We start from the raw sequence: 22,262 nt of genomic DNA, 5'->3' as shown, positions 1-22,262 counted from the left end.
TAGAAACTTAACCCCATTCATTGGCTATTTCTGCGCAAATAGACGGGATAGCATTAACAGCGCTTTCTGACATAACCGTCAAATCATTAGTCGCTGCCAATGCTTCATTTACGTTAGGAGATGGGTCAACATAGATAATTTTGCAATGGGACTGAGCAAATGACACTAAGCCTGCTGCAGGATACACTTGCATCGAAGTACCAATCACTAAAATAATATCCGCTTTTAGCACTTCAGCAATAGCAACATCTAGCATAGGAACTTGCTCTCCAAACCAAACAATCGCTGGCCTTAATTGGCTGTTAAGGTCACAAGTATCACCTATTACAATATCTTTACGCCATGAGTAAGTAAGGGATGAATCTTTAGTACTTTGCACTTTTAATAATTCACCATGTAAATGAATGACGTGTTCAGAGCCTGCTCGCTCGTGAAGGTCATCGACATTTTGCGTTACGATACTGACATGCGCATGCTTTTCTAACTCGGCTAGCGCCTGATGAGCCGCATTAGGTACTACAGTCAACAGCTGAGCGCGGCGTTGGTTGTAGAAGGTTAACACTAACTCTGGATCAGCCTGCCACCCTTGTGGTGAAGCCACTTCCATCACATCATGCCCTTCCCATAAACCATTAGCATCGCGGAACGTAGCTATACCACTTTCCGCACTCATACCTGCACCAGACAACACAACGACATAGGGTTTCGTTGATCCCTTGTACTTTTGACTTTCCATTTGATTTTCTATACCACTGCAGCGGCTAAACTAAATTGACTCAATAATACTTAACATTTTAATACCAGTATATTTTCGAAGACAACTCAAATTAATTGACGTTAACCTAAACTAACGCTGTGCGACTATATCTTGTTGCTCAAGCCTCACCAAAGTGCCTGCTTGTAAGCGCTCTCCCCCCCTGACTATAACTTGGTCTCCTGAATACAGCTCACCTGAAACAGCAATCCATTCATCAACACCTTGTCCTAAACGAACAATGACTTTTTGCGCTTTACTGTCTTCATCTTTCACCATAACAAAGGTTTCATTCTCTCGAATCAAAATGGCATCACGAGGCACTAAGGTGGTAATCGTTGGTGTACTTTTAGGAAGAGAAACAGAGACAGCAGTGCCCGAAATCAAATTCAAATTGTCTGCTGCCAGTTTTAAATCAAAGGTTCGCGTTGCTCTATCGCCTGCTAAACTCCAGGTACGTACGGGTAACTCGACAATGTTATCTCGCCATTTCACCAGCAGCATTTTTTCCTTATTTAAATATTCAGCAAGGTGCAATGGTGCCGCCACCTGAATATCAAGATGCGTAGTATCAACTAAACGAACTATTGGTCTACCTGGTGTAATTAGCTCTCCTTCTGTGACAAATCGTTCGCTGATATGACCGGCAAACGGAGATACTATTTTAGTTTTATCAATGGCAAGCTGCGTTTGCTGAGCTGCCAATTTCAAAGCCTGCATACGACTTTTTGCAATATCAAGATCTCTAATGGTACTTTCAAGCTCACTTACTGAAGTATTATTGTCTTTTTTTAACATCAGCAAACGTTTCTTTTGCTTCTGCAAATACGTAACACTTGCTTGATGTTGAGCTAATTCGGCCTTTTGTTGGGCAATTTGCAATTTAAGGTGTCTATCATCTATCTGTGCAATAACATCGCCCTTTTCAAGCTCTTTACCAACATCAACAACCCATAATAATTGTCCAGCCTGTTCCGCTGATAACGGAGCATTGCGTCGGCTTTCCACATTTCCGGGTATCCAAACCGTTGGGCTAACTTTTTCAGTTTTCACTTTTGCAACGCTAACCAATTGGGCTGATTGCTCAGCATTAACATTGGCGACAAAACTAGACTGAGTGACCAAAGCCACCAAAAATACTAATTTTTTCATTATTTGATCTCCGTAGACTGGGCACTAGTCGACACAGGGCTATTGTTTTCTTTAGCGAAATTCACTGCGTCGATTTTTATTAAATAAGAAATAAAGTTAAAATCACTACGCGACATTCTTAACAGGCAAGGTAAAAGTACAATAGTAAAAACAGTACTTACTGCCAGACCACCAACGATAACCGAAGCTAAACCTCGATATATCACGCTGCCCGCTCCAGGCATTAACAAAAGCGGCAACATGCCGAAAAAGCTTGTTAACGTACTCATAAAGATAGGTCGTAAACGCACAGATAAAGCATCAAAAACTGCATGTTCTCTTGAGTTTCCTTGCAATTGAGACATTCTTGTTTGATGTACAAGCAAAATCGCATTGTTAACGACTAAACCAAGCAAGATAACGAAACCTATCATGGTCAGTAAATCTAAAGGTTGGAAAGTAAACCAATTTAAAGCGCTAAGCGCTAATATGCCGCCCACTGTAGCTAACGGAATAGTAATCAACACTAATAGACTGTCTTTCATCGACTTAAACAATGCGGCAAGCAGTAAGAAAAGAATGATTAAAGCAAAGGCGAAATTCTTCGACATTACACCAATAGCTTTTTCCAATTGGTCTGCGCTTCCACCATAAATTAGGTTGCCATCCTGCGGTAATACTTCACGTAGTTGAGGCTCTACTTTGTCTTTTAATACCGCGATAGTTTGCTCTAGCGACCAGCCTTCAGGTGGGCTGATGTTTAACGAAATCGTTCTTTTACCGCCAACTCTGGTTAAGCGTGACGGACCGACCGTTCGCTGAATATCTACAAGAGTAGAAAGTTGCGTAATATTGCCATTACCAGTAACAACAGGCGCGTCAGCCAATTGCTCTGGAGTTTGCCAATCGTTTGAGCGCAATATCATGTCTAAGCGTTTACTACCGTTAAAATACTCGCCAACGTATAGCCCATCCCCCAAGGTGCGAACAACGCGCCCTAAATCTCGTCGGTTCCAGCCTTGTTCAAGGATGTGACGATCTTGCGGATACAAACGTAACTCTGGCTCGGCATTCAATGGCGTTGGGTTGGCACTAACTGAAGCTTCAGGAATAGCAGCTTTTACCCACTCTACCCCTTGGCGAGCGACATCTTGTAGAGCAGCATAATCTCGAGATTGCAAATTTAGGCTAACTTGACGACCACCACCAAAGCCACCAAACAAGTTCCCCTGAAAAGCAAATGCGTTAGTATCGGGTAAATCTACAAGTATCTCTTCCCTTACAACCTTCAATAGCTCATTTACTTGAGATTGATCTTGCGCCCTAACACCTAGATTTCCGCCAAATGGGCCACTAAACAAATAGTAGTTTTTCAACGCAGGTTGCTTTTCGCCACTCATGTAAGGCTCTAATCGTTTTACAATGCGATCAACGACTTCTTTTTCAATCACTTTGATGTTTGCACCAGGCGGAAACTGCAATCTAGCGTCAACAGCGTCGCGTTTTACTGGGGGCAAGTAGTCCATGGTGGGAAAGACTAAATAAGTCACTAAGACGGGAACGAATAACATAGTTGAAGCAATTATTTTGCGTCTCTTGCTAGTCGCGGTTAGCTTCATCACCTTTTGACTAATGCCTTGCCAAAACTGTTGATGAGGATCTTTTACCGAATCCTGCTTTAAAAAGTATTTCGCCAATACTGGCAATAATAAAATTGCGACTAATAAAGATACAGAAACCGCTATGGCAATTGTTAACGCCAAATCACCAAATAACTGCCCTTCTATATCTTTTAAAAAGAAAACGGGTAGAAAAATCGCCACCGTAGTCGCCGTTGATGCCATCAGTGCTCCCCACACCTGTTTGGCACCAAGTTCAGCACTTTGGTGACGATCTTCACCCTTATCCCGCAATCGTAAGATATTTTCTAGTACAACTATTGCTGCATCTAGCACCATACCTACGGCGAAAGCAAGACCTGCCAACGAAATCACATTAAGGGAACGCCCTGTAATGTTTAGTACGAAAAAAGTGGTTAGCAAACATATCGGAATCGCTGTAGCGATTATCAACGTTGCTCTCAATCGTCTAACGAAAAACCACAAGATAGAAACTGCCAGAAATACACCAACCACGATATTACTAGTAACGAGACTAATAGCGCGGTAAATAAAGACCGACGCATCGAAGGATTGCACTAAAACAAGCTTTTTATCCGCAAGCAGTTCACTGTTAATACTCTCTATTTCAGCTTTTACCCTATTTAAGGTGTCGAGTACGTTTGCGCCGCTAATGCGATCTATACGTAGTGAGAATGCGGGGTTACCATTCTGTACCGCGACATTTTGTTTGTCAGGGCGACTAATTTCAACGGACGCAACATCAGATAAACGTATGTTCCGGCCGTTTCGTGATTCTAAAATGAGGTTTTCTAATTCATTAACGCCATATTTACCGCTAAACCTCAACGTATACTGTCTCCGTCCAACGTCAATAAAACCGCCGGAAACATCATTATTAGAAGAGACTAGTGAAATAAGTTGTGGAATTTGAATGCCAAAATCAGCGGCTTTTATTGGATCAAAGCGAATTTGCAATTGTTCTCGATTTCGCTCGGTAAAGGTTTGTACATTTGCTACCCCTTCAACCGACTCGATACGAGGTCGAATGACATCATTAGTAAAATCTATATATTCATCAATCCCTTTATCATTGCCTGGAAGCGCTTGAAGAAAAAAGAAAGTCAAGGCAGGAGTTCCCCCACCAAACCCACCAAGCATAATTCTTGGTGGTCGCGCATCTCTAGGCAAATTCTGCACCCTAGTCATGCGACTTATTACCTCTATCAAGGCTTGGTCCATATCGGTGCCAACAGAAAATTCTAAATTAATGAAAGCGGCACCTCTGTTGGCAAAAGCATTCATGCTCACCATACCTGGTATACCGCGAAGTACTTGTTCCTGAGGCTCGATAATTTCTGATTCAATTTCTTGTGGAGAAGCAGCTCTCCAGAAAGTTTGTACGGCAATTCTAGGGCGCTCAATATCAGGAAATAGCTGAACAGGTAGGTTACTTAAGCTAACTAGCCCCGCTAATAGCAGCAAGGCAACAGCTACTGCAACCGATGCAGGATTGGAAAGTGCATGTGAGGTAAGTTTCATCTATTTCTCCATTAACAGCTAAACTTCGCTGGCTAAAACACCTGTTGGAATTTAAATTAGTTAAAGCTACAGTTTTTAACAGTTCATCTGCGGTTAGTTGAGGTAAAACTACGACAAACCTCGGATTAGAAATCTAATGTCATTAATGGAAATATTTGGACATAACTTAGGCAAAGACCAATCACAGGTTTACGCGATAAATTACAAGTCTCATCTGTAAATGTAATTTTCCTAATTCTCACCCCACCCATAAGTAAATCCGCTTTGTTTGCTTGAGATTACCCGCCGGAAGTTAAATAATACTTAGGGTATAAAGTATCGAGCATTTACGCGGTAACCATAGTGACTAAAACTTCTTCAGAATTCAGAAAGGTTAACAAGCCAACTAAAGCAGGTGGTTTGCCTTCTCTAGCGTCAACGTTAAAACACATAGTAAAAAGTCAGCAACCTTCAACTAATCTAAGAAGTTTACTGAAAGCTAACCAAGATAAAGGCTTTGATTGCCCAGGTTGCGCATGGGGCGATCAAAAAGACGGGCTGTTTAAGTTTTGTGAAAATGGCGCAAAAGCGATTGCTTGGGAATCTACAGCAAAGCAAGTAGACAATGAGTTTTTTTCTGCTCATACAGTTTCCTCGTTACGCAAACAAAGCGATTACTGGCTTGAATACCAAGGCAGATTAACGGAGCCAATGCGTTATGATGCAAAATCTGATAAATACCTTCCTATAGACTGGCAAGATGCTTTTTCCTTAATAGCAAAGCACCTATCAAACCTCAAACACCCAAATCAGGCTGAGTTTTACACTTCAGGTCGAGCAAGTAATGAAGCAGCTTTTCTCTATCAGTTGTTTGGTCGTATGTTTGGTACAAATAATTTTCCTGATTGCTCAAATATGTGTCATGAGGCGAGTGGTGTTGCGTTAACGGAAAGCATTGGCATTGGTAAAGGAACGGTTACTTTAGACGACTTCGATCACGCTGATACTATCTTTGTTTTCGGCCAAAACCCTGGTTCCAACCATCCGAGGATGATGAACGCCCTGCGTAAAGCAGCAAAAAATGGCTGTAAAATCGTTAGTTTTAACAATTTAAAAGAAGTCGCTTTAGAAAAATTCGCCAGCCCGCAAGATCCAGTAGAGCTGCTAACTACTAGCGCCACCACAATCAGCCATGCCTATTTCACGCCTAAACTTGGCGGAGATATGGCAGCGATACGTGGCATAGTTAAAGCCATAATTGAGAAAAATCACGAAGCACAAGCTAATAACCAAGCACCAGTTATCGATAATGGCTTTATAGAAAAGCATTGCTCAGGTTTTGATAAGTATTTAAGTACGGTAGAACAGACTTCGTGGGACAGTATCTGCCAGCAATCAGGTTTAACAGAAGCGGAAATCCAGCAAGCTGCAGCAATTTATTTAGCAGGCAGAAAAGTTATCATTACTTGGGCAATGGGTATCACCCAGCATAAACACTCAGTTGATACCATCAAAGAGATTGTTAACTTACAACTGTTAAACGGAAATATAGGTAAATCAGGTGCTGGATTATGCCCTGTTAGAGGCCATTCCAACGTACAAGGCAACAGAACAGTTGGCATTAATGAAAAAGCAAAACCTGAGTTTATCGACAGCTTACAAAAGTTAACTCAAGCAGAGCTACCTTATGAACCTGGTCATAACGTCTATCATGCGTTAAAAGCATTTTTAGCCAAAGAAAGTAAAACACTGGTTTGTTTAGGTGGGAATTTAGCCGCTGCTGGTCCTGATACAGAAGAGATTATAAAGGCGCTTAATAATACCGAGCTAAATGTTCAGATTAGTACTAAGTTAAATCGAAGCCATTTATACATGGGTAAAGATGCCCTTATTTTGCCATGTTTAGGCCGAACCGAAATAGATAGACAAGAAAGCGGAGAGCAAAAAATTACCGTAGAAGATACATTTTCTATGGTGCATGCTTCTCAAGGCAATGTAGAGCCTTTATCAACAAATTTACGTTCAGAAGTTAATATTGTCGCGAATATTGCACAAGCGGTAATTCCGAATAGTGATATTAATTGGCTAGAGTTAACTAAAGACTACCGTAAAATTAGAGAACTAATCGAACAAACACTGCCCTCTTTTAACGAGTTTAATAACAAAATAAAAACCCCGGGTGGCTTTTATTTAGGTAATAGCGCTCGCGCGCTAACTTGGCATACTAGCGACAACAAAGCACAGTTTTCTGCCAACCAGTTACCCAAACAGCTCGTCGCAGAAACTTTCGAACAATCCAATAAAAAGCACCAGCTTTTCACTCTGCAATCGTTAAGATCTCATGACCAATACAATACCACTATTTACGGTATGCACGACAGATACCGAGGTATCGAGAATAATAGGAAAGTATTGTTTATCAATGAAAAAGATGCACATAAATTAGGTTTTGATGAAGGTGACAGTGTCGACATTACCTCTATTTGGTTTGATGATAATCAAAGACAAGTAACGGAATTTTCATTAGTGTTTTACGATATTCCCAGAGGAAACTTAGCTGCGTATTACCCAGAGACCAATCCATTGGTACCGTTAGATAGTGTTGGCGATAAATCATTTACACCGACATCGAAAGCAATCGCGGTTTATCTGGAAAAAGCGCAAACCACTAGAATTTTGTAGAGATCAGCAATGAATATGGACAAACTTCGAAAACGTATCGTATTAACAGGTGGCCCAGGGGGCGGTAAAACTACTGCCTTAGATTTAATACGCCGAGAATTCGCCGGTAAAATTGCGTCTGTTCCCGAAGCAGCTACCATGATTTTTAGTGGTGGCGTAGAACGTTCAACTGACGATAGCGTATTAAAAGCGCAACAAAAAGCCATCTTTCAGTTGCAAAAAAATCTAGAAGATATTCAACGAGCAACCTATCCAGATTGTTTAATTTTATGTGATCGCGGCTCTTTGGACGGGCTTGCTTATTGGCCCGATAGCGACGAAGACTACTTCAAACAAATGAACACGAGCATTGAAGAAGAGTTTGCCCGATATGATGCGGTTATTTTCTTTGAAACAGCGGCCAAATCTGGAGAAAGTATTCGCAGTAACAACCCTATTCGTAATGAATCAGAACAAGCAGCAATAGAGCTCGACAACAAACTGCAAGATATTTGGTCTAAACACCCTAACTTTAATTTAATTAGTAGTTCAGAAAGTTTTATTCGAAAAGTAATGTTTGGCATAATGACCATTGAAAACGTGATAGGCCAATATCGCGATAGCCACCAATAAATAACTTAATCCACCAAAGTGATACGCCAAATATGCTCGAAGTAGAAATCGATAGCCAACCAATTGAATTATATAAACTATTAAAAATTGCCGACCTGGTCAGTGGTGGTGGTGAAGCGAAAATGTTGATCCACGAAGGCTACGTAATAGTTAATGGCGAAGTTGAATGGCAAAAGCGTAAAAAAATATACCATGGTGATTTCGTGGAATTTAACGGTGAGCAGATAGTGCTTGTTTGCCACAGTCCCGTTACCGAACCGGTGAAAAAGCCAAAAGCGAAAAATCCTTCCGCCAGCAATATAGCGAATGATAAAAAAGCAAAACCAAAGGCTAGGCACAACAGCAGTAAAAGCAAAAAGCAGCGCTCACCTGCCTCTAACGAAATGCCGGCCAAAACTGGTGGTAGAAAACGTATTTCTTTTTCTTAATCTAGTATTCTATTTTTGCCATTAGTAAACATAGTAACAATATAAAAACTGGTCATTTTTCGGCGTAAATTCCTATCTAAGATTTAGCGTATCCGGTATTGCTGTCTATACTATGGATATGAGCGATGAAAAAAGACTTTGCCAGTACGACGACCCAGACGGAGTTAAGTGTAAGGAACACGCTCAAGATGGTCATTTTTGTTATTGGCACGATCCTAGTGCTGATAAGTCTGGCCCAGATGTTAAAGAAAAACTAGAACACTACGCTAGAAATGGTGGTGTTACACGTGGTGTAATTTTAAAAGGTGCCGACCTTAATCACATTGATTTAGTTAATCACAATCACAAAACCGGTTTTGACTTTTCTTATGCCGACTTTTATCGCGCAAATCTTTCTGGCGCCCATTTATTTAATATAAACTTAGAAAACGCCAGCATAATGAAAGCAGACGTGCGTTATGCAAAACTTAATTGTGCTAACTTAGTCGGTGCTAACATGCTAGGGGTTAAATGGAAAGGAAGCAAAATTGAGCATATCAATTATGGCAAGAAGCTCAAACAAGAGTTACTCGCCGCAAAAGCGTTAAAAAATAGAAACCTTTCTACCGCTCTCGACTATTACGAGCAATCAGAAGAAATATATCGGGACTTACGTAAACACGCAGAAATAGAAGGTATATTTACTGTGTCTGGTCAGCTTATTCAACGAGAGCTAACCACAAGGCGCATGCAAATGCCTAAATACTCGTTTAAACGACTAGGCTCTAAAATCGTCGATCTCTTTTGTGGTTATGGCGAAGACCCTATCAGAATTGTCGGCATATCAATGTTAATGATCTTAATTTGCGCGACTATATACACTCATACTGGATTAAGCTACCAAGGAGAAGTAATAGCCTACAACTCTAACGCGAGTCTTAAAGAAAACTTCTCATTGTTTATGTCTTGCCTTTACTACTCTGTAGTAACCTTCACCACCTTAGGGTATGGAGACTTTACCCCAGTTGGAGTCTCCCGTGCAGTAGCTGCTATTGAAGCCTTTACAGGAAGCTTTACCATTGCCTTATTCGTGGTAGTGTTTGTTAAGAAAATGACCCGTTAAAGCTAATTATTTTCTTAATAAGTCCGCTATTCTTCGCAACTTGTCAAAATTAGCCTAATTTAAGGCGAAATTTACTCTTTTTACCTGTTCATTCCCCTGCTAGAATAAAGGCACTAATTTTAAAAATTTCTTTAAATCTACGGAATTCTTTTTTCATGCGTACTAGCCAATATTTACTTTCCACGTTGAAAGAAACCCCTGCTCATGCAGAAGTTATCAGCCACCAATTAATGTTACGTGCCGGCCTTATTCGCCACGTTGCTTCAGGCTTATATACTTGGTTACCCACTGGTTTACGCGTTTTAAAGAAAGTAGAACGTGTTGTTCGAGAAGAAATGGAACGTGCTGGTGCTATTGAGACATTAATGCCAATGGTTCAACCGGCAGATTTATGGCAAGAGTCGGGGCGCTGGGACGACTACGGCCCAGAGCTTGCGCGTTTGCAAGACAGACATGAGCGCCCTTTTGTTCTAGGTCCAACACATGAAGAAGTGATTACAAAGCTTATTTCAAATGAGATTAGCAGCTACAAACAACTTCCGTTGAACTTGTTCCAAATTCAAACCAAGTTCCGTGATGAAATTCGTCCTCGCTTCGGTGTTATGCGTGGCCGCGAATTCTTAATGAAAGATGCGTACTCGTTCCATATCACTGATGACTGTTTGAAAGAGACTTACCAAGTCATGTTCGATGCATATTGCCGCATCTTTGAACGCTTAGGTTTAGATTACCGCCCTGTTGTTGCTGACAATGGCTCAATTGGTGGTGAAGGTTCGCATGAATTCCACGTGTTAGCTGATTCTGGCGAAGATGATATTGTCTTCAGTGATGGCAGCGACTTTGCCGCAAACATTGAAAAAGCGGAAGCTATAGCGCCTGAAGGCGAGCGCCCTGCCGCTAGCCAAGAGTTAACAGAAGTAGACACGCCAAACGCTAAAACAATTGACGAAGTTGCTGCCCTCTTAAAAGTTGATGCAGCAAACACGGTTAAAACACTTTTAGTGTTAGGTGAAGCTGATGAAAACGAAGAACAAGCGGTAATCGCATTAGTTGTTCGTGGCGATCATCAATTAAATGAAATTAAGGCAGAAAATTTAGCAGGTATTGCTAGTCCACTAACATTTGCTTCTGACGAGCAAATTAAAGCAGCAGCAGGTTGTGATGCAGGCTCAATTGGCCCAGTTGGCCTGAACGTTAAGGTCATCGTTGATCGCAGTGCAGCTCACTTAGGTGACTTTGTTTGTGGTGCAAACAAAAACGACGTTCACTTCACTGGTGCAAACTGGGATAGAGATTGTGCTGAATACCAAGTAGAAGATATTCGCAACGTTCAAGAGGGCGACCCAAGCCCTTGTGGCAATGGTAAACTTGTTATTAAGCGCGGTATTGAAGTTGGCCATATTTTCCAACTTGGCGAAAAGTACGCAAAAGCAATGAATTGCGGCGTATTAACTGAATCAGGTAAAAATCAAACATTAACAATGGGTTGTTACGGTATCGGTGTTTCTCGTATTGTTGCAGCGGCTATTGAACAGAACCACGACAAATATGGTATCAAATGGCCTAAAGCTTTAGCTCCATTTGACGCAGCTATCGTCCCAATGAATATGGCAAAATCTGCTCGCGTAAAAGAAACGGCAGAAGGCTTATATGAAAACTTGCGCAATGCAGGTAAAGATATTCTATTTGATGACAGAAAAGAGCGTCCTGGCGTTATGTTCGCGGATCACGAATTAATCGGTACACCGATTCTACTTATTGTTGGTGAGCGCAATTTGGATGAAGGAAAAATCGAAGTTAAGAATCGTATCACAGGCGAAAAAACATTAGTCGCTATTGACGACATTGCTTCTTTATTTGAATAGATTTGTAAATAAGCGATTCAAGTGATTTTTGTTTGATTTGGTTCTTTGCCTAAGTGCTAACAAGTCAAAGCTAATTTACTCAAAACCCGCAACGATAAATACTTATCGTTGCGGGTTTTCTTTTTACTGCTTTGTATAGCTAAAGTCGATTATTTTCCTTTATCGTTCCCATATAGAAGTAACAACAACATTTTTTAAAACCTGTTTCAGAATTTAACCCCTCCTTAACTCGCCTAGTCTTACTATACGAGCATATAAACGACAATTACGTTTTCATGCCTGCGGGCTTTATCTCATTGATAAATTCATAAATCAGGCAGCTCTAAGTAGGATTTAGTTATGGCATTTTTCAATAAAAAAGCGTTAGTGACAGTAGTTGCCGCCGCGAGTATTTTTTTAGCTGTTGCAGTTAATGGTGCACTTTCAAAGAATCAGCAAGCGACGCCGCCTCCATCGATTGACATTCAGTACCCAAGTGTTTCCATTGAACAAGTTGAATTTATTAATGAAACAACCAAAGTAAGCGCCTATGGTGAAGTCAAACCTAGAAGTGAATTAGCGTTGACATCGCAAGTTAGCGGCAAGGTTGTTTATCTATCACCTAAACTTTTATCTGGTGCTCAATTTAAGCAAGGAGAGCTACTAATAGAAATTGAGGATGTCGAATTTCAACAAGCTTTAGCAAACGCTAAGGCATCGTTAGCCGAAGCAAAATTGTCACTTGCACAAGAAAAGGTAAACAACGATTTAGCCATTGCTGAGCAGCGCCGCTCTGGTAATAACGCTAAGCAAGCATCTAAATTGCAGTTAGAGGTGGCACAAGCAAAATATGACTTCGCTCTAAAGAACTTAGATAGAGCGGAATATGATTTAGCACAAACTCGAATTTATGCGCCATTCAATTCCTTACTCGTTAGCCGAGATGTACAAATTGGCAGTATTGTCCAGCAAGGCACAACGTTAGTTACCTTATATGATGACAGTATATTCGAAGTAAAATTGCCTTTATCAGAACAACAATGGCAATTAATTCCTTCGTCCAGCACTAATATCAAAGTAACGCTAACTAACGAAGCAAGCTCAGCTCGCTGGCAAGCCGACATTGACCGTGTTGAACTGCACTTAGATCAGGCAAGTAGACAGCGTTCTTTAATTGCTTCGGTTCGCATGCCACTGTCTCAACAAAAGCCGCTATACCCTGGCACTTTTGTTAAAGCAGAAATTACAGGTGAAACCCAAAAACAGGTTTGGAAGTTACCGTCTTCAGCACTAATTAGCGATTCAACTGTTTGGCAAGTAAATAACGACAATTTGCTGAAAAAACTACCGGTAGAGCATGTATTCTCGAAAGACTCATTTGTCTATGTGCGACCTAGCCATTCGATTTTTTCAGGGAAAATTGTTAAGCGCCCGCTTGCAAGTTATCTCGAAAATATGAAGGTTACGCCGATTGTAGAGTCGTTACCAACAAACAGTATGGTTTCATTATCAAACTCAGCAACTTCACCAACTGAGGAAAACCTATAATGACACAGCAAGAACACAATAAAGGCATTATCGCATGGTTTGCTGGCAATACCGTTGCCGCAAACTTGCTGATGTTATCGATAATTCTCCTTGGCATACTATCGTTTAATCAATTACGAAAGGAGGCGTTTCCGCCTTGGCCGACAGATTCAATCAGTATTTCAGTTGCCTATGACAGTGGTGATGCAGTGCTTTCAGAAGAAGGTATTGCTATAAAAATTGAAGAAGCGCTTGCGACAGTACAAGGCATTAAGCGAATCACTTCAAATTCAAACTCTGGTGGCAGCACAGTAACGGTTGAAAGTGTTTCTAGCTATGATATAGACATTTTATTAAGAGACATCAAAGCAAAGGTCGATGCCATTTACAACTTTCCTGTAGAGGCTGAAAAACCTGTTATCGATAAAAATACGTACTTAGAGCATGCTTACTCAATCAAAATATACGGCTCTGCCGATCGTTCAGCGTTACAAGCACTTGCAGAACGTGTAAAAGCAGATTTAATCGCTCAGCCTTCAATTTCAAACGTCAGCATCAAAGGCAAAGCTGAGCCGATGATGTCAATTGAGCTAGATGAACAAAAGTTACAGGCATACAACTTATCATTTACTGACGTTGCTGCCATTGTTAATGGCGAGTCCTCTACCGCTATTGGCACTAGCTTACGTAATGCTGAGAAAGTCGTGAGATTAAAAGTCTCTCAACAAGCTTACAGTCAACAAGACTTCGCTAAAATCCCTTTGGTTACGTTAGCCGATGGCACACTCATTCGTTTGGGCGACGTCGCCAAAGTGTCGGATGACTTTGCCGATGATGTGTTCGTTATAGGTCGATACAACGGAGAACCAGGAATAGGTGTTGAAATTAAAGTAGATGAAAATGGCGATGTGCTAAAAATTGTTGAACAAGCTGATAAAATCGTCGAAAAATGGCAAAAAAGCGCCCTACTACCTCAAGGTGTGAACATTGAAACGTGGAACGATGGCGGCACGCTGATTAGAGATCGCCTAGCCTTGTTAGTTAAAAATGCCTTAACGGGTATCGCCTTAGTATTCTTTGTTTTAGCCGTATTCTTAAACCTTCGCGTCGCTTTTTGGGTGACCGCAGGACTGCCATTTATCTTTTGTGGCACGTTGTTTTTTATGACGGATAACTTTACAGGCATGACCATCAATGAAATGACAACCTTTGGCTTTATACTTGCGCTAGGTATCGTTGTTGATGATGCCGTTGTTGTTGGGGAAAGTATTTACGCAACCCGAAAAGCGCAAGGCGACTCATTAAAAAGTACCATTGTTGGCACCCAAAAAGTGGCGACACCAACTATTTTTGGTGTGTTAACCACAGTAGCCACATTTATTGCCTTAGCAAATGTCGAAGGTGGCATGGGAACCGTTTACTCTCAATTTGCTGTGATAGTTACTATTTGTTTATTACTTTCAGTTGTCGAATCAAAGCTTGTACTGCCTGCGCATCTGGCTAACTTAAATACCCATCGCAAGCCATCATCTGGTATGAAAAACCTATGGCCAACAATACAAGCAGGCGCTGACAACGGATTACAGTGGTTCAGTGAACGCGTTTATACGCCAGCCATTAAGTGGGCAATTAACTTTCGTTATGCTGTACTTTTTGCCTTTATCACCATTTTTATTTTAGTAACAGGCATGCTTTCAACTGGCGGTGTTCGCGTTGCATTTTTCCCTGATATTCCAGGAAGCGTTATTCAGGCAAATATTATCATGCAAAATGACGCTAGCTTCGGCCAAACCGATAAAAACCTGCTGTATTTAGAACGTGCCGCTATTGAAGCAGACAAGGTACTAATGAAGGAAAAAGGCAAACAAGGGTCTAGTATTGACACTCTGGAAGTGATCGGTGAAAGCGACCTTGCAGGTGCAGTCGTCGTTGAACTAGATAAATCTGCGCCTTATGGATTAAACGAGTTTGCAAAACAATGGAAAGCATTAGCCCCCATGCCAGAAGGCACAAGAAAGCTTGATATTCGCTCAGGCTTTGGCGGCGGCGATAATTTTAAAGTAGAACTAAAAGCGTGGAACACCAACACCATAAAATCTGCTGGCCAAGAAATTAAATCGGCCATTTCACAAATTCAAGGCGTTGGTGGCATAGACGACAATTTTGATTCTGGGCAAGCACAGCTAAGATTTTCATTAAATGAACGCGGCTTATCGCTTGGCATGTCAACTCAAGACCTATCTAGACAAGTGCTACAAGCGTTTGGTGGTGAAATTGTACAGCGTTATCAGCGGGGCAAAGACGAAGTTAAGGTGAGAATTCGCTACCCAGAAGACCAAAGACAAACCCTTGATGATGTAATGAATTCAAATGTTCGCTTAGCCAACGGACAATCGGTGCCATTAAGCCTAGTTGCTAACATTTTAGAAGACTATCAACAAAATGAAATTACCCGAATCTCTGGTTTGCCAGCCGTTTATGTAAGTGCCAGAGTTGATAAAGATGTCATTTCTTCAAATGAATTGGTGGACAAGCTTAATGTATCTTTAATTCCAGCACTAGAAAACAAATACCCTGATTTAAATATTCACTTTGCTGGAGAGGCAGAAGAGCAAGCCGAAACAACAGGCTCAATGACTCGCTTGTTTGTAATCGCAATGGCGAGTATTTACATTTTACTTGCTATTCCTTTGCGCTCATACGTTCAACCAATCATTATTATGACAGCGATACCTTTTGGCCTGGTTGGTGCTATTTTAGGTCACTGGTTAAATGATATGGTGCTTAGTATCCTATCGTTTAACGGCATTGTGGCGCTAAGCGGTGTAGTGGTTAATGATAGTTTATTGCTAGTGTCTCGTTTTAATCACTTGAAAAAACAAGGCTTAGCTGTGTCTGATGCGATTCAACAAGCTTGTACAGGAAGGTTACGTGCAGTTTTACTGACATCAATAACCACGTATGCGGGTTTGATGCCGCTGCTAAGTGAAACCTCCACCCAAGCACAATTTATCATTCCTGCTGCGGCTTCTTTAGGCTATGGTATTCTATTTGCTACTGTTATTACCTTGCTGTTAATTCCAGCAATGTTAATGATTCACCAAGATGCATTAAAGTTAATAGAGAAAATGAAAGTTAAAGCAACTTCACAAAGAGAGTTGGTTAATGAGCATTAGCGTTTTACTAGTAGAAGATGACCTAGATCTGGCAGCAACAGTTGTCGATTATTTTGAGCTTGAAGGAATTACGTGTGATCACGTCTCCAATGGCGTGCAAGGCCTGTCGTTTATCGAGTCTAATAGCTACCAAGTTATTATTCTCGATCTTAATTTACCAAGGTTGGACGGCATTTCTGTTTGCCAAAAGGTACGTGAAAACAGCGACGATACTCCAATTATTATGTTGACAGCGAGAGATTCATTAAATGATAAAGTGATTGGCTTTGATGCAGGTACTGATGACTATTTAGTAAAGCCTTTTGAAATTGAAGAGTTACTTGTTCGAGTTATTGCTTTGTCAAAGAGGCGCAGTGGACAAGTGGCTAGCCTAAATTTAGGTAAACTAACACTCAACTTACAAAGTAAGGAAGCAAACTTTGCCTCCTCCGCCTTAAAGCTAACGCCGATAACCTTTAAACTACTGGAAAAGCTCATGCGAGAAGCCAATACCCCAGTAGCAAGAAAATCGCTATTACAAGCGGTATGGGGTGATGAACACCCTGACAGTAATAGTTTAAAAGTTCACATTCATCATTTGCGAAAGCAATTAGAAAAAGTAAACGCCAATATTACATTAGATACCGAAGCTGGCTTTGGCTTTGTTTTAAAACAGAAGTAAAAGCTAAAAATTAAAAAATGGAGAATAAATGAGTATTAGAACCTATCTCTTCACTTTACTTACTGGCATTGTTTTAATTATTGCTTCTGGCCTTTCTTATCAAAGTGGTCATTTGTTTATCGATTCCATCGATTTTTCAATGCAACATACCATGTATGACGTAGCACAGAGTTTTCCTGAGCCTGGTAAAGATGAGCAAACGATTTTGGGCTACCATGTAACCTCTGACTGGAATAAAGTGCCTGCCCCCGTTAAAAAGCGCTTTCCAGAAATACCCGAAGAGATAAACGTTCATCACTCTATTTTCGAAGATTGGATTTATATTGCGCCTCCCAAACGAGCTTATTCTTTAATGGTAGTAGAAAGAGACAACACAAAATACTTTGTCTCACATTTTAACGAAGACATACACACCTCCAAAGATGAAATGGATGATGATGAAGAGTTTTTTATTGATCCTATGGTGCTGGTTGTATTAATCGGCCTAGGCGCCATTCTTTCGTTCGCACTCATTCTTTTATACAGCTTCAAAAAAATTGCCCTACCGATGGAATCTCTGCAAGCTTGGGCGAAACAATTAACTATTAAAGACTTAGATAACCCTAAACCAGAATTTCGTTTTAAAGAGTTAAATGAGTTAGCTAGCCTTATTCATGACAACATGCTTTCAATGGCCAAATCAGTAAAGCGCGAACAGAGTTTTCTAAGCTATGCCAGCCATGAACTAAGAACGCCTATCGCCGTGTTAAGAAGCAATAGCGCATTATTAGAAAAGGTAAATCCTACACCTTCAGAAAAAGAGCGTGCGATTAGAGATCGCATTCAACGTGCGAGTTTTACGATGAAATCCATGACTGAGACCTTGCTCTGGCTTTCAAGAGACGCAGAAACCGAAATGCCATTTGAGCCAATAAAATTAGGAGAACTTGTTACGCAAACAGAACAAGAACTCAATTACTTACTGGCCGGAAAGGATATAAAAGTGACAATGACAACCGACACCAGTGTTTGCTCTTTACCAAACGTGCCAACACTTATCGTGTTGAACAACTTAGTCAGAAATGCGTTTCAACACACACAAGCTGGAACAGTAGAGGTGATTCAACAAAACAACAAAGTACAAATCGTCAACAGAGATACGCTCTCTGCAAGCGAAAAAGACGAAAAAACCGAATTAGGCTTTGGGTTAGGTATGCAATTAGTAGAAAAACTCACGGCACAATTTGGCTGGCAGTTAATTGTTGACGATACCAACTCAGGTTACAGTGTAACTATCGTTTATTGTTAGTCAGTTTAATTCTCTTAACCCTGCTTTAACCCCTGGTACGTTAATCTAAGCTCACATCATGGTTATTAGCTCAATTAAGTGAGGGGATATGAGACTTTCAGCCAAAACTAAAATTTTACATGGTATTGTTGGCTTAGGCATGATTTGCCTAATTGCAGTGGGCATCTATATGGAAGAGTTTGAGGTTTACGCCTTGTACGACATTCATAAATCGTTTGGTGTTATCATTATTGCTTTCGCCTTATTTCGTGTCATCAATAGAATAAAAGAAGGCTGGCCAAAGCCAGTGTCTCAATCTGACAAGCTACAAATGCTTGTAGCTAAAATTATTCATTGGGGACTGATTCTTTCTACATTATTCTACCCTATTTCAGGCATGATGATGTCAGGTGGTGGTGGCCACGGGATCAAGGTATTCGGATTAGAGCTTGTAGCAGCCAACTATGATGCAGTTTCTGGCAATGCTATTCCTTTAAATGAAACGCTTGCCTCTATTGGCCATACGATCCATGGCTCATTAACAGAAGTTGTTATCGCTTTTATCGTATTGCATGTTGTTGGCGCTCTTAAACACCACTTTATTGATAAAGATGAAACGTTAAAGAGAATGTTCACTAAATAATCGTTAAAGGAGCCTAACTATGCGTGTTGAGGCTCCTTATTAATTTTTAAAGCGATCACTGTTATATTTTTCGTGAAGTTGCACTATAACCTAAATATTCTCCACCTGTATTTTGTTCGCTCAAACTGACTTTTGTCTCAAAAAACGCCAATTCGTGAGTGATACAATCTAGTTGGTCACGCACATCGTGACTGACAAACAACAAGTGCGTTTTACTGTTCGCAGCAATGTAATCCATTAACGCTAGTACTTTGTCTCTATTGTGGTTATCTAGCCCTTGGCAAGGTTCATCTAAAATGAGGATCATAGGAAGTTTGACTACAGCGCGGGCGATTAGCACTAAGCGTTGCTCACCATAAGAAAGCTGATGAAAATAGGTATTTTCATGCTGCTCCAAACCTAGTAAAACCAACCATTCTCTAGCAATCATGACTTGTTGACGACTCGGACTATCGTATAGGCCGATGCTGTCATAAAATCCAGAAACAACCACTTGGAGTAATGTCGTTGGCACTCTATAGTCTCGATGTAGCTGAGCACTGACTACACCATAGTGGCGCTTAATATCCCAAATTGATTCACCACTGCCACGTTTTACCCCAAACAAATGCAAATCTTTACCATACGCTTTAGGGCTATCACCTGAAATCATCGCCAACAAAGTAGACTTACCACAGCCATTTGGCCCTAATATTCGCCAATGCTGCCCTTGTTCAAACTGCCAAGTTAATTGGTTAAAGACAGGTTTTTGATTAAAACTTACCGAGACATTATTAAGAGATACCAATGGCGTTTCTTTATCAAGGTGCTTATATTGAATGCAGTCGGGTAAGTGATGAGGAAGACTATAATGATGTTCGTTAAGCTTTTGCCACTGCTCCGTCTGAATAACCTCTTCACGTCGACCTGAAACGACAACCTTACCGTCTTGCAAGTACACTAAATGCTCAATCGCACTTGGTAAACTTTGATGATAAAAGTCAAACAACACGATACTGATACCTTGGGCAACTAGCTTGTTTAATACTTCGCTCAAATGTTGTTGAGATCCTATATCTAAGCCAGCGTATGGTTCGTCGAGTAGCATAACTCGTGGCTTTGACATTAATGCTCTTGCCATCAAGACTTTACGCGTTTCACCTGTAGATAGAATTTTAAATGGCTTATTTAGTAACTTTTCAATACCGAGAAGGTCAACGATTTGCACAAATTCCGCGTCAGTAAAATCTTGTTCACCTAAAATAACTTGTTGGGCTGTTCTGCCAGTGTCTTCGCCCTCTTCCATGTAGTTACTGCGATCATTTAGCCTGTCTTGCTCTAGCGTTTGCTCTTCAAGTTCAAAACTTAAGGTAGTGAATGACTCGTTGAGCTCAACGCTCCCCTGAAAATCGGTAATTTCACCAGATATAATTTGAGCCAGTACTGATTTACCGCTCGCGTTATCCCCCAATACAAGCAATGACTGCCCTTGCTCAAGTGATAAAGAGCCAATTGATAATTGAGATTGATTTGATAACTGAAAGTTTAAATTTTCTATAGTAAGCAAGGTATACATCACCATGATATACAGGAGCTCTTCATTATATAAAGTCCATCAATTTCATGGCTACAATTAAATTTGTCTTACTTATACGTTTGTCATCTCTAGAGCACTTAAGGCGGTTAATCAGAATCAAGCTGCGTTAAACGACCAAGTGCTCAAAATTTAAGATCAATTAATTTGTCGGTTCAAAACTATCTAGCATAAAATCTTACCTTTCAATTCGATTAAAGCGAGGGAAATGCGTAAATGTTTATTGGCCAAGCAGCTAAGAAAAGTGGTTTAACTATAAAATCCATTCGGTTTTATGAAGAAAAAGGGCTTATCCAGCCTTCGCGCCAAAAAGGCACTTTTCGTGTTTATAAGCAATCAGACCTTGAACTGTTAATTCTCATTAAAGAAGCTCGTGCAATGGGGATTTCCGTTGCACATCTTAAACAAGTTATTGTCGATAGCGAAGGAAATATTAATTGGCTAAAAATTAAATCTTTCTTAGCTGAAATGCGACTAGTATTAATCGAACAGCTAGACGATTTAACGCGCAAAGTCGCTCTACTTGATGATTGTTATGCGCAAATTGAAGATAGCTTTTCTTAAGCACAGATTAAATTGATTTTTCAATTGACTCTCCCCGTAGGGGAGACTTTATTATCACTCTAACGTTTATAGTTTTAACATCTAGTTCAAGGCAAATAGTAACTTATGAAATGCTTAGTGGTCATCGCACACCCTCTATCAAATAGCTTATGCCATTATTTAGCGCAAAAAGCGATCCGCCAATTAGAAAACAAAGGCTATAGCGTTTCTATAAAAAACCTATACGATGAAAGCTTTAAACCCGCGCTCAGTAACCACGAAAGAGATAGCTACTATACAGACTCCTTTAACACGGACTGTTTACAAACTGACATAGAGCAATTAAAAGAAACGGAATCCTTAGTGTTAATATTCCCTACTTGGTGGTTTGGATTTCCCGCCATATTGAAAGGATGGTTTGACCGCGTTTGGGCACCTGGCCATGCATATCATCATGCAGATAACTATGGGCCAATCAAAGCAGGATTAACCAATTTAAAAGAAATGAAAGTAATAACCACGTTAGGTTCACCTAGGTGGGTCGACTACTTAGTGCTTCGCCAACCTGTTAAACGCATTCTAAAAATAGCTCTGCTTAATACATGCGCAAAAAATTGTTCATTTAAAATGATTTCTCTTTATAAAGCTGAACATGTCGACAGCAAGAGGCTTGAGCGCTTTGTCAGGAAAATAGAAAAGCTTTTGACTTAAAAGTGAATCAAGTATTTTTATCAGAGGTTACTCTCAATGCTATTAAAAATCGCAGCATTCTTAACAATTGCAATAGGTATTGCTCACTCCTATCTAGGTGAGCGATACATTTTAATTCGATTATTTCGTCGAGGAAAACTTCCTAGTTTGTTTAATAGCGAAGAGTTCACTAAAAATACCCTAAGATTTGCCTGGCACCTTACAACCATTGCCTGGTTTGGTTTCGCCATTATTTTACTTTATTTATCTGAAGGCTCTTTAGCCTTTGACGACATCGCAAATGTCATCGCAGCGACCTTTTTAATTCACGGTGTAATCGCACTTGTAGGAAGTAAAGGAAAACATTTTTCTTGGTATGTATTTTTAACTATTGCAGCGCTTATTAAAGTTTCAATTTATATGTAGTAAGAATAGCAATATTTTCTTTGAATCCCACTTGATTACATTGTCCCCCCAAAGCAACAGCTT

Annotated in this window: 17 protein-coding genes; 13 read left to right on the top strand and 4 right to left on the bottom strand. The window is 40.4% G+C overall.

The window, feature by feature from the left end; all coding sequences use genetic code 11:
- Nucleotides 1-7 precede the first annotated feature (7 nt).
- From ACOB80_RS20015 to ACOB80_RS20005, 3 genes are all read right to left on the bottom strand, one after another.
- Nucleotides 8-736: an SIR2 family NAD-dependent protein deacylase gene (locus ACOB80_RS20015; protein ID WP_473167653.1), complete on the bottom strand. Its 729-nt coding sequence runs from the start codon at nucleotides 734-736 to the stop codon at nucleotides 8-10.
- 111 nt (nucleotides 737-847) lie between these two features.
- Nucleotides 848-1,906 (bottom strand): efflux RND transporter periplasmic adaptor subunit, encoded by a 1,059-nt coding sequence (locus ACOB80_RS20010; RefSeq protein ID WP_473167652.1) that lies wholly within the window; start codon nucleotides 1,904-1,906, stop codon nucleotides 848-850.
- Nucleotides 1,906-5,046, bottom strand: a complete 3,141-nt coding sequence (locus tag ACOB80_RS20005) for an efflux RND transporter permease subunit (protein ID WP_473167651.1) — start codon at nucleotides 5,044-5,046, stop codon at nucleotides 1,906-1,908. Before ACOB80_RS20005 ends, ACOB80_RS20010 begins: the two co-directional genes overlap by 1 nt.
- A 342-nt stretch (nucleotides 5,047-5,388) precedes the next feature.
- Here ACOB80_RS20005 and ACOB80_RS20000 point away from each other — a divergent pair, with 342 nt between their 5' ends.
- From ACOB80_RS20000 to ACOB80_RS19955, 10 genes are all read left to right on the top strand, one after another.
- Nucleotides 5,389-7,707, top strand: a complete 2,319-nt coding sequence (locus ACOB80_RS20000) for an FdhF/YdeP family oxidoreductase (protein ID WP_473167650.1) — start codon at nucleotides 5,389-5,391, stop codon at nucleotides 7,705-7,707.
- A gap of 15 nt (nucleotides 7,708-7,722) precedes the next feature.
- A complete protein-coding gene (locus tag ACOB80_RS19995; RefSeq protein WP_473167649.1) occupies nucleotides 7,723-8,319 on the top strand; it encodes an AAA family ATPase in 597 nt (198 codons plus the stop codon).
- A gap of 32 nt (nucleotides 8,320-8,351) precedes the next feature.
- Nucleotides 8,352-8,747, top strand: a complete 396-nt coding sequence (locus ACOB80_RS19990; protein WP_473167648.1) for an RNA-binding S4 domain-containing protein — start codon at nucleotides 8,352-8,354, stop codon at nucleotides 8,745-8,747.
- A 118-nt stretch (nucleotides 8,748-8,865) separates the two neighbouring features.
- A complete protein-coding gene (locus ACOB80_RS19985) occupies nucleotides 8,866-9,849 on the top strand; it encodes an ion channel (RefSeq protein ID WP_473167647.1) in 984 nt (327 codons plus the stop codon).
- Between the two features lie 155 nt (nucleotides 9,850-10,004).
- The gene (locus ACOB80_RS19980) at nucleotides 10,005-11,714 is read left to right on the top strand and encodes a proline--tRNA ligase (protein WP_473167646.1); all 1,710 of its coding nucleotides are present in this window, start codon (nucleotides 10,005-10,007) and stop codon (nucleotides 11,712-11,714) included.
- 339 nt (nucleotides 11,715-12,053) lie between these two features.
- Nucleotides 12,054-13,241: an efflux RND transporter periplasmic adaptor subunit gene (locus ACOB80_RS19975; RefSeq protein ID WP_473167645.1), complete on the top strand. Its 1,188-nt coding sequence runs from the start codon at nucleotides 12,054-12,056 to the stop codon at nucleotides 13,239-13,241.
- Nucleotides 13,241-16,396, top strand: a complete 3,156-nt coding sequence (locus ACOB80_RS19970; protein ID WP_473167644.1) for an efflux RND transporter permease subunit — start codon at nucleotides 13,241-13,243, stop codon at nucleotides 16,394-16,396. The genes ACOB80_RS19975 and ACOB80_RS19970 overlap by 1 nt, the downstream gene beginning before the upstream one ends.
- Nucleotides 16,386-17,057 (top strand): response regulator transcription factor, encoded by a 672-nt coding sequence (locus tag ACOB80_RS19965; RefSeq protein WP_473167643.1) that lies wholly within the window; start codon nucleotides 16,386-16,388, stop codon nucleotides 17,055-17,057. The genes ACOB80_RS19970 and ACOB80_RS19965 overlap by 11 nt, the downstream gene beginning before the upstream one ends.
- Nucleotides 17,058-17,085: 28 nt before the next feature.
- Entirely contained in the window at nucleotides 17,086-18,345 is a 1,260-nt protein-coding gene (locus tag ACOB80_RS19960; protein ID WP_473167642.1) for a sensor histidine kinase, read from the top strand.
- Nucleotides 18,346-18,433: 88 nt separating this feature from the next.
- Nucleotides 18,434-18,967, top strand: coding sequence for a cytochrome b (locus tag ACOB80_RS19955; RefSeq protein WP_473167641.1), 534 nt, complete (start codon nucleotides 18,434-18,436; stop codon nucleotides 18,965-18,967).
- Nucleotides 18,968-19,028: 61 nt separating this feature from the next.
- On the opposite strand, the gene modF is transcribed toward ACOB80_RS19955, so the two are convergent.
- Complete coding sequence (gene modF / locus ACOB80_RS19950; RefSeq protein ID WP_473167640.1) at nucleotides 19,029-20,513, bottom strand: molybdate ABC transporter ATP-binding protein ModF; 1,485 nt, start codon at nucleotides 20,511-20,513, stop codon at nucleotides 19,029-19,031.
- 243 nt (nucleotides 20,514-20,756) lie between these two features.
- On the opposite strand from modF, the gene ACOB80_RS19945 reads away from it, so the two are divergent.
- The 3 genes from ACOB80_RS19945 (at nucleotide 20,757) to ACOB80_RS19935 (ending at nucleotide 22,199) form a co-directional block, all read left to right on the top strand.
- Nucleotides 20,757-21,104 (top strand): MerR family transcriptional regulator, encoded by a 348-nt coding sequence (locus ACOB80_RS19945; protein WP_473167639.1) that lies wholly within the window; start codon nucleotides 20,757-20,759, stop codon nucleotides 21,102-21,104.
- A gap of 105 nt (nucleotides 21,105-21,209) precedes the next feature.
- Entirely contained in the window at nucleotides 21,210-21,794 is a 585-nt protein-coding gene (locus tag ACOB80_RS19940) for an NAD(P)H-dependent oxidoreductase (RefSeq protein ID WP_473167638.1), read from the top strand.
- A gap of 36 nt (nucleotides 21,795-21,830) precedes the next feature.
- Entirely contained in the window at nucleotides 21,831-22,199 is a 369-nt protein-coding gene (locus tag ACOB80_RS19935) for a hypothetical protein (RefSeq protein WP_473167637.1), read from the top strand.
- Nucleotides 22,200-22,262: the final 63 nt, after the last annotated feature.

Source organism: Thalassotalea coralli (genome assembly GCF_055786205.1).
The sequence above is the reverse complement of the archived record's forward strand: the minus strand, read 5'-3'. Positions and strand labels throughout refer to the sequence as shown.

Bases quoted from the DNA above. Each gene is read 5' to 3' on its own strand.
- ACOB80_RS20015 (WP_473167653.1), bottom strand. From the start codon at position 736: ATGGAAAGTCAAAAGTACAAGGGATCAACGAAACCCTATGTCGTTGTG.
- ACOB80_RS20010 (WP_473167652.1), bottom strand. From the start codon at position 1,906: ATGAAAAAATTAGTATTTTTGGTGGCTTTGGTCACTCAGTCTAGTTTT.
- ACOB80_RS20005 (WP_473167651.1), bottom strand. From the start codon at position 5,046: ATGAAACTTACCTCACATGCACTTTCCAATCCTGCATCGGTTGCAGTA.
- ACOB80_RS19995 (WP_473167649.1), top strand. From the start codon at position 7,723: ATGGACAAACTTCGAAAACGTATCGTATTAACAGGTGGCCCAGGGGGC.
- ACOB80_RS19990 (WP_473167648.1), top strand. From the start codon at position 8,352: ATGCTCGAAGTAGAAATCGATAGCCAACCAATTGAATTATATAAACTA.
- ACOB80_RS19985 (WP_473167647.1), top strand. From the start codon at position 8,866: ATGAGCGATGAAAAAAGACTTTGCCAGTACGACGACCCAGACGGAGTT.
- ACOB80_RS19980 (WP_473167646.1), top strand. From the start codon at position 10,005: ATGCGTACTAGCCAATATTTACTTTCCACGTTGAAAGAAACCCCTGCT.
- ACOB80_RS19975 (WP_473167645.1), top strand. From the start codon at position 12,054: ATGGCATTTTTCAATAAAAAAGCGTTAGTGACAGTAGTTGCCGCCGCG.
- ACOB80_RS19970 (WP_473167644.1), top strand. From the start codon at position 13,241: ATGACACAGCAAGAACACAATAAAGGCATTATCGCATGGTTTGCTGGC.
- ACOB80_RS19965 (WP_473167643.1), top strand. From the start codon at position 16,386: ATGAGCATTAGCGTTTTACTAGTAGAAGATGACCTAGATCTGGCAGCA.
- ACOB80_RS19960 (WP_473167642.1), top strand. From the start codon at position 17,086: ATGAGTATTAGAACCTATCTCTTCACTTTACTTACTGGCATTGTTTTA.
- ACOB80_RS19955 (WP_473167641.1), top strand. From the start codon at position 18,434: ATGAGACTTTCAGCCAAAACTAAAATTTTACATGGTATTGTTGGCTTA.
- ACOB80_RS19945 (WP_473167639.1), top strand. From the start codon at position 20,757: ATGTTTATTGGCCAAGCAGCTAAGAAAAGTGGTTTAACTATAAAATCC.
- ACOB80_RS19940 (WP_473167638.1), top strand. From the start codon at position 21,210: ATGAAATGCTTAGTGGTCATCGCACACCCTCTATCAAATAGCTTATGC.
- ACOB80_RS19935 (WP_473167637.1), top strand. From the start codon at position 21,831: ATGCTATTAAAAATCGCAGCATTCTTAACAATTGCAATAGGTATTGCT.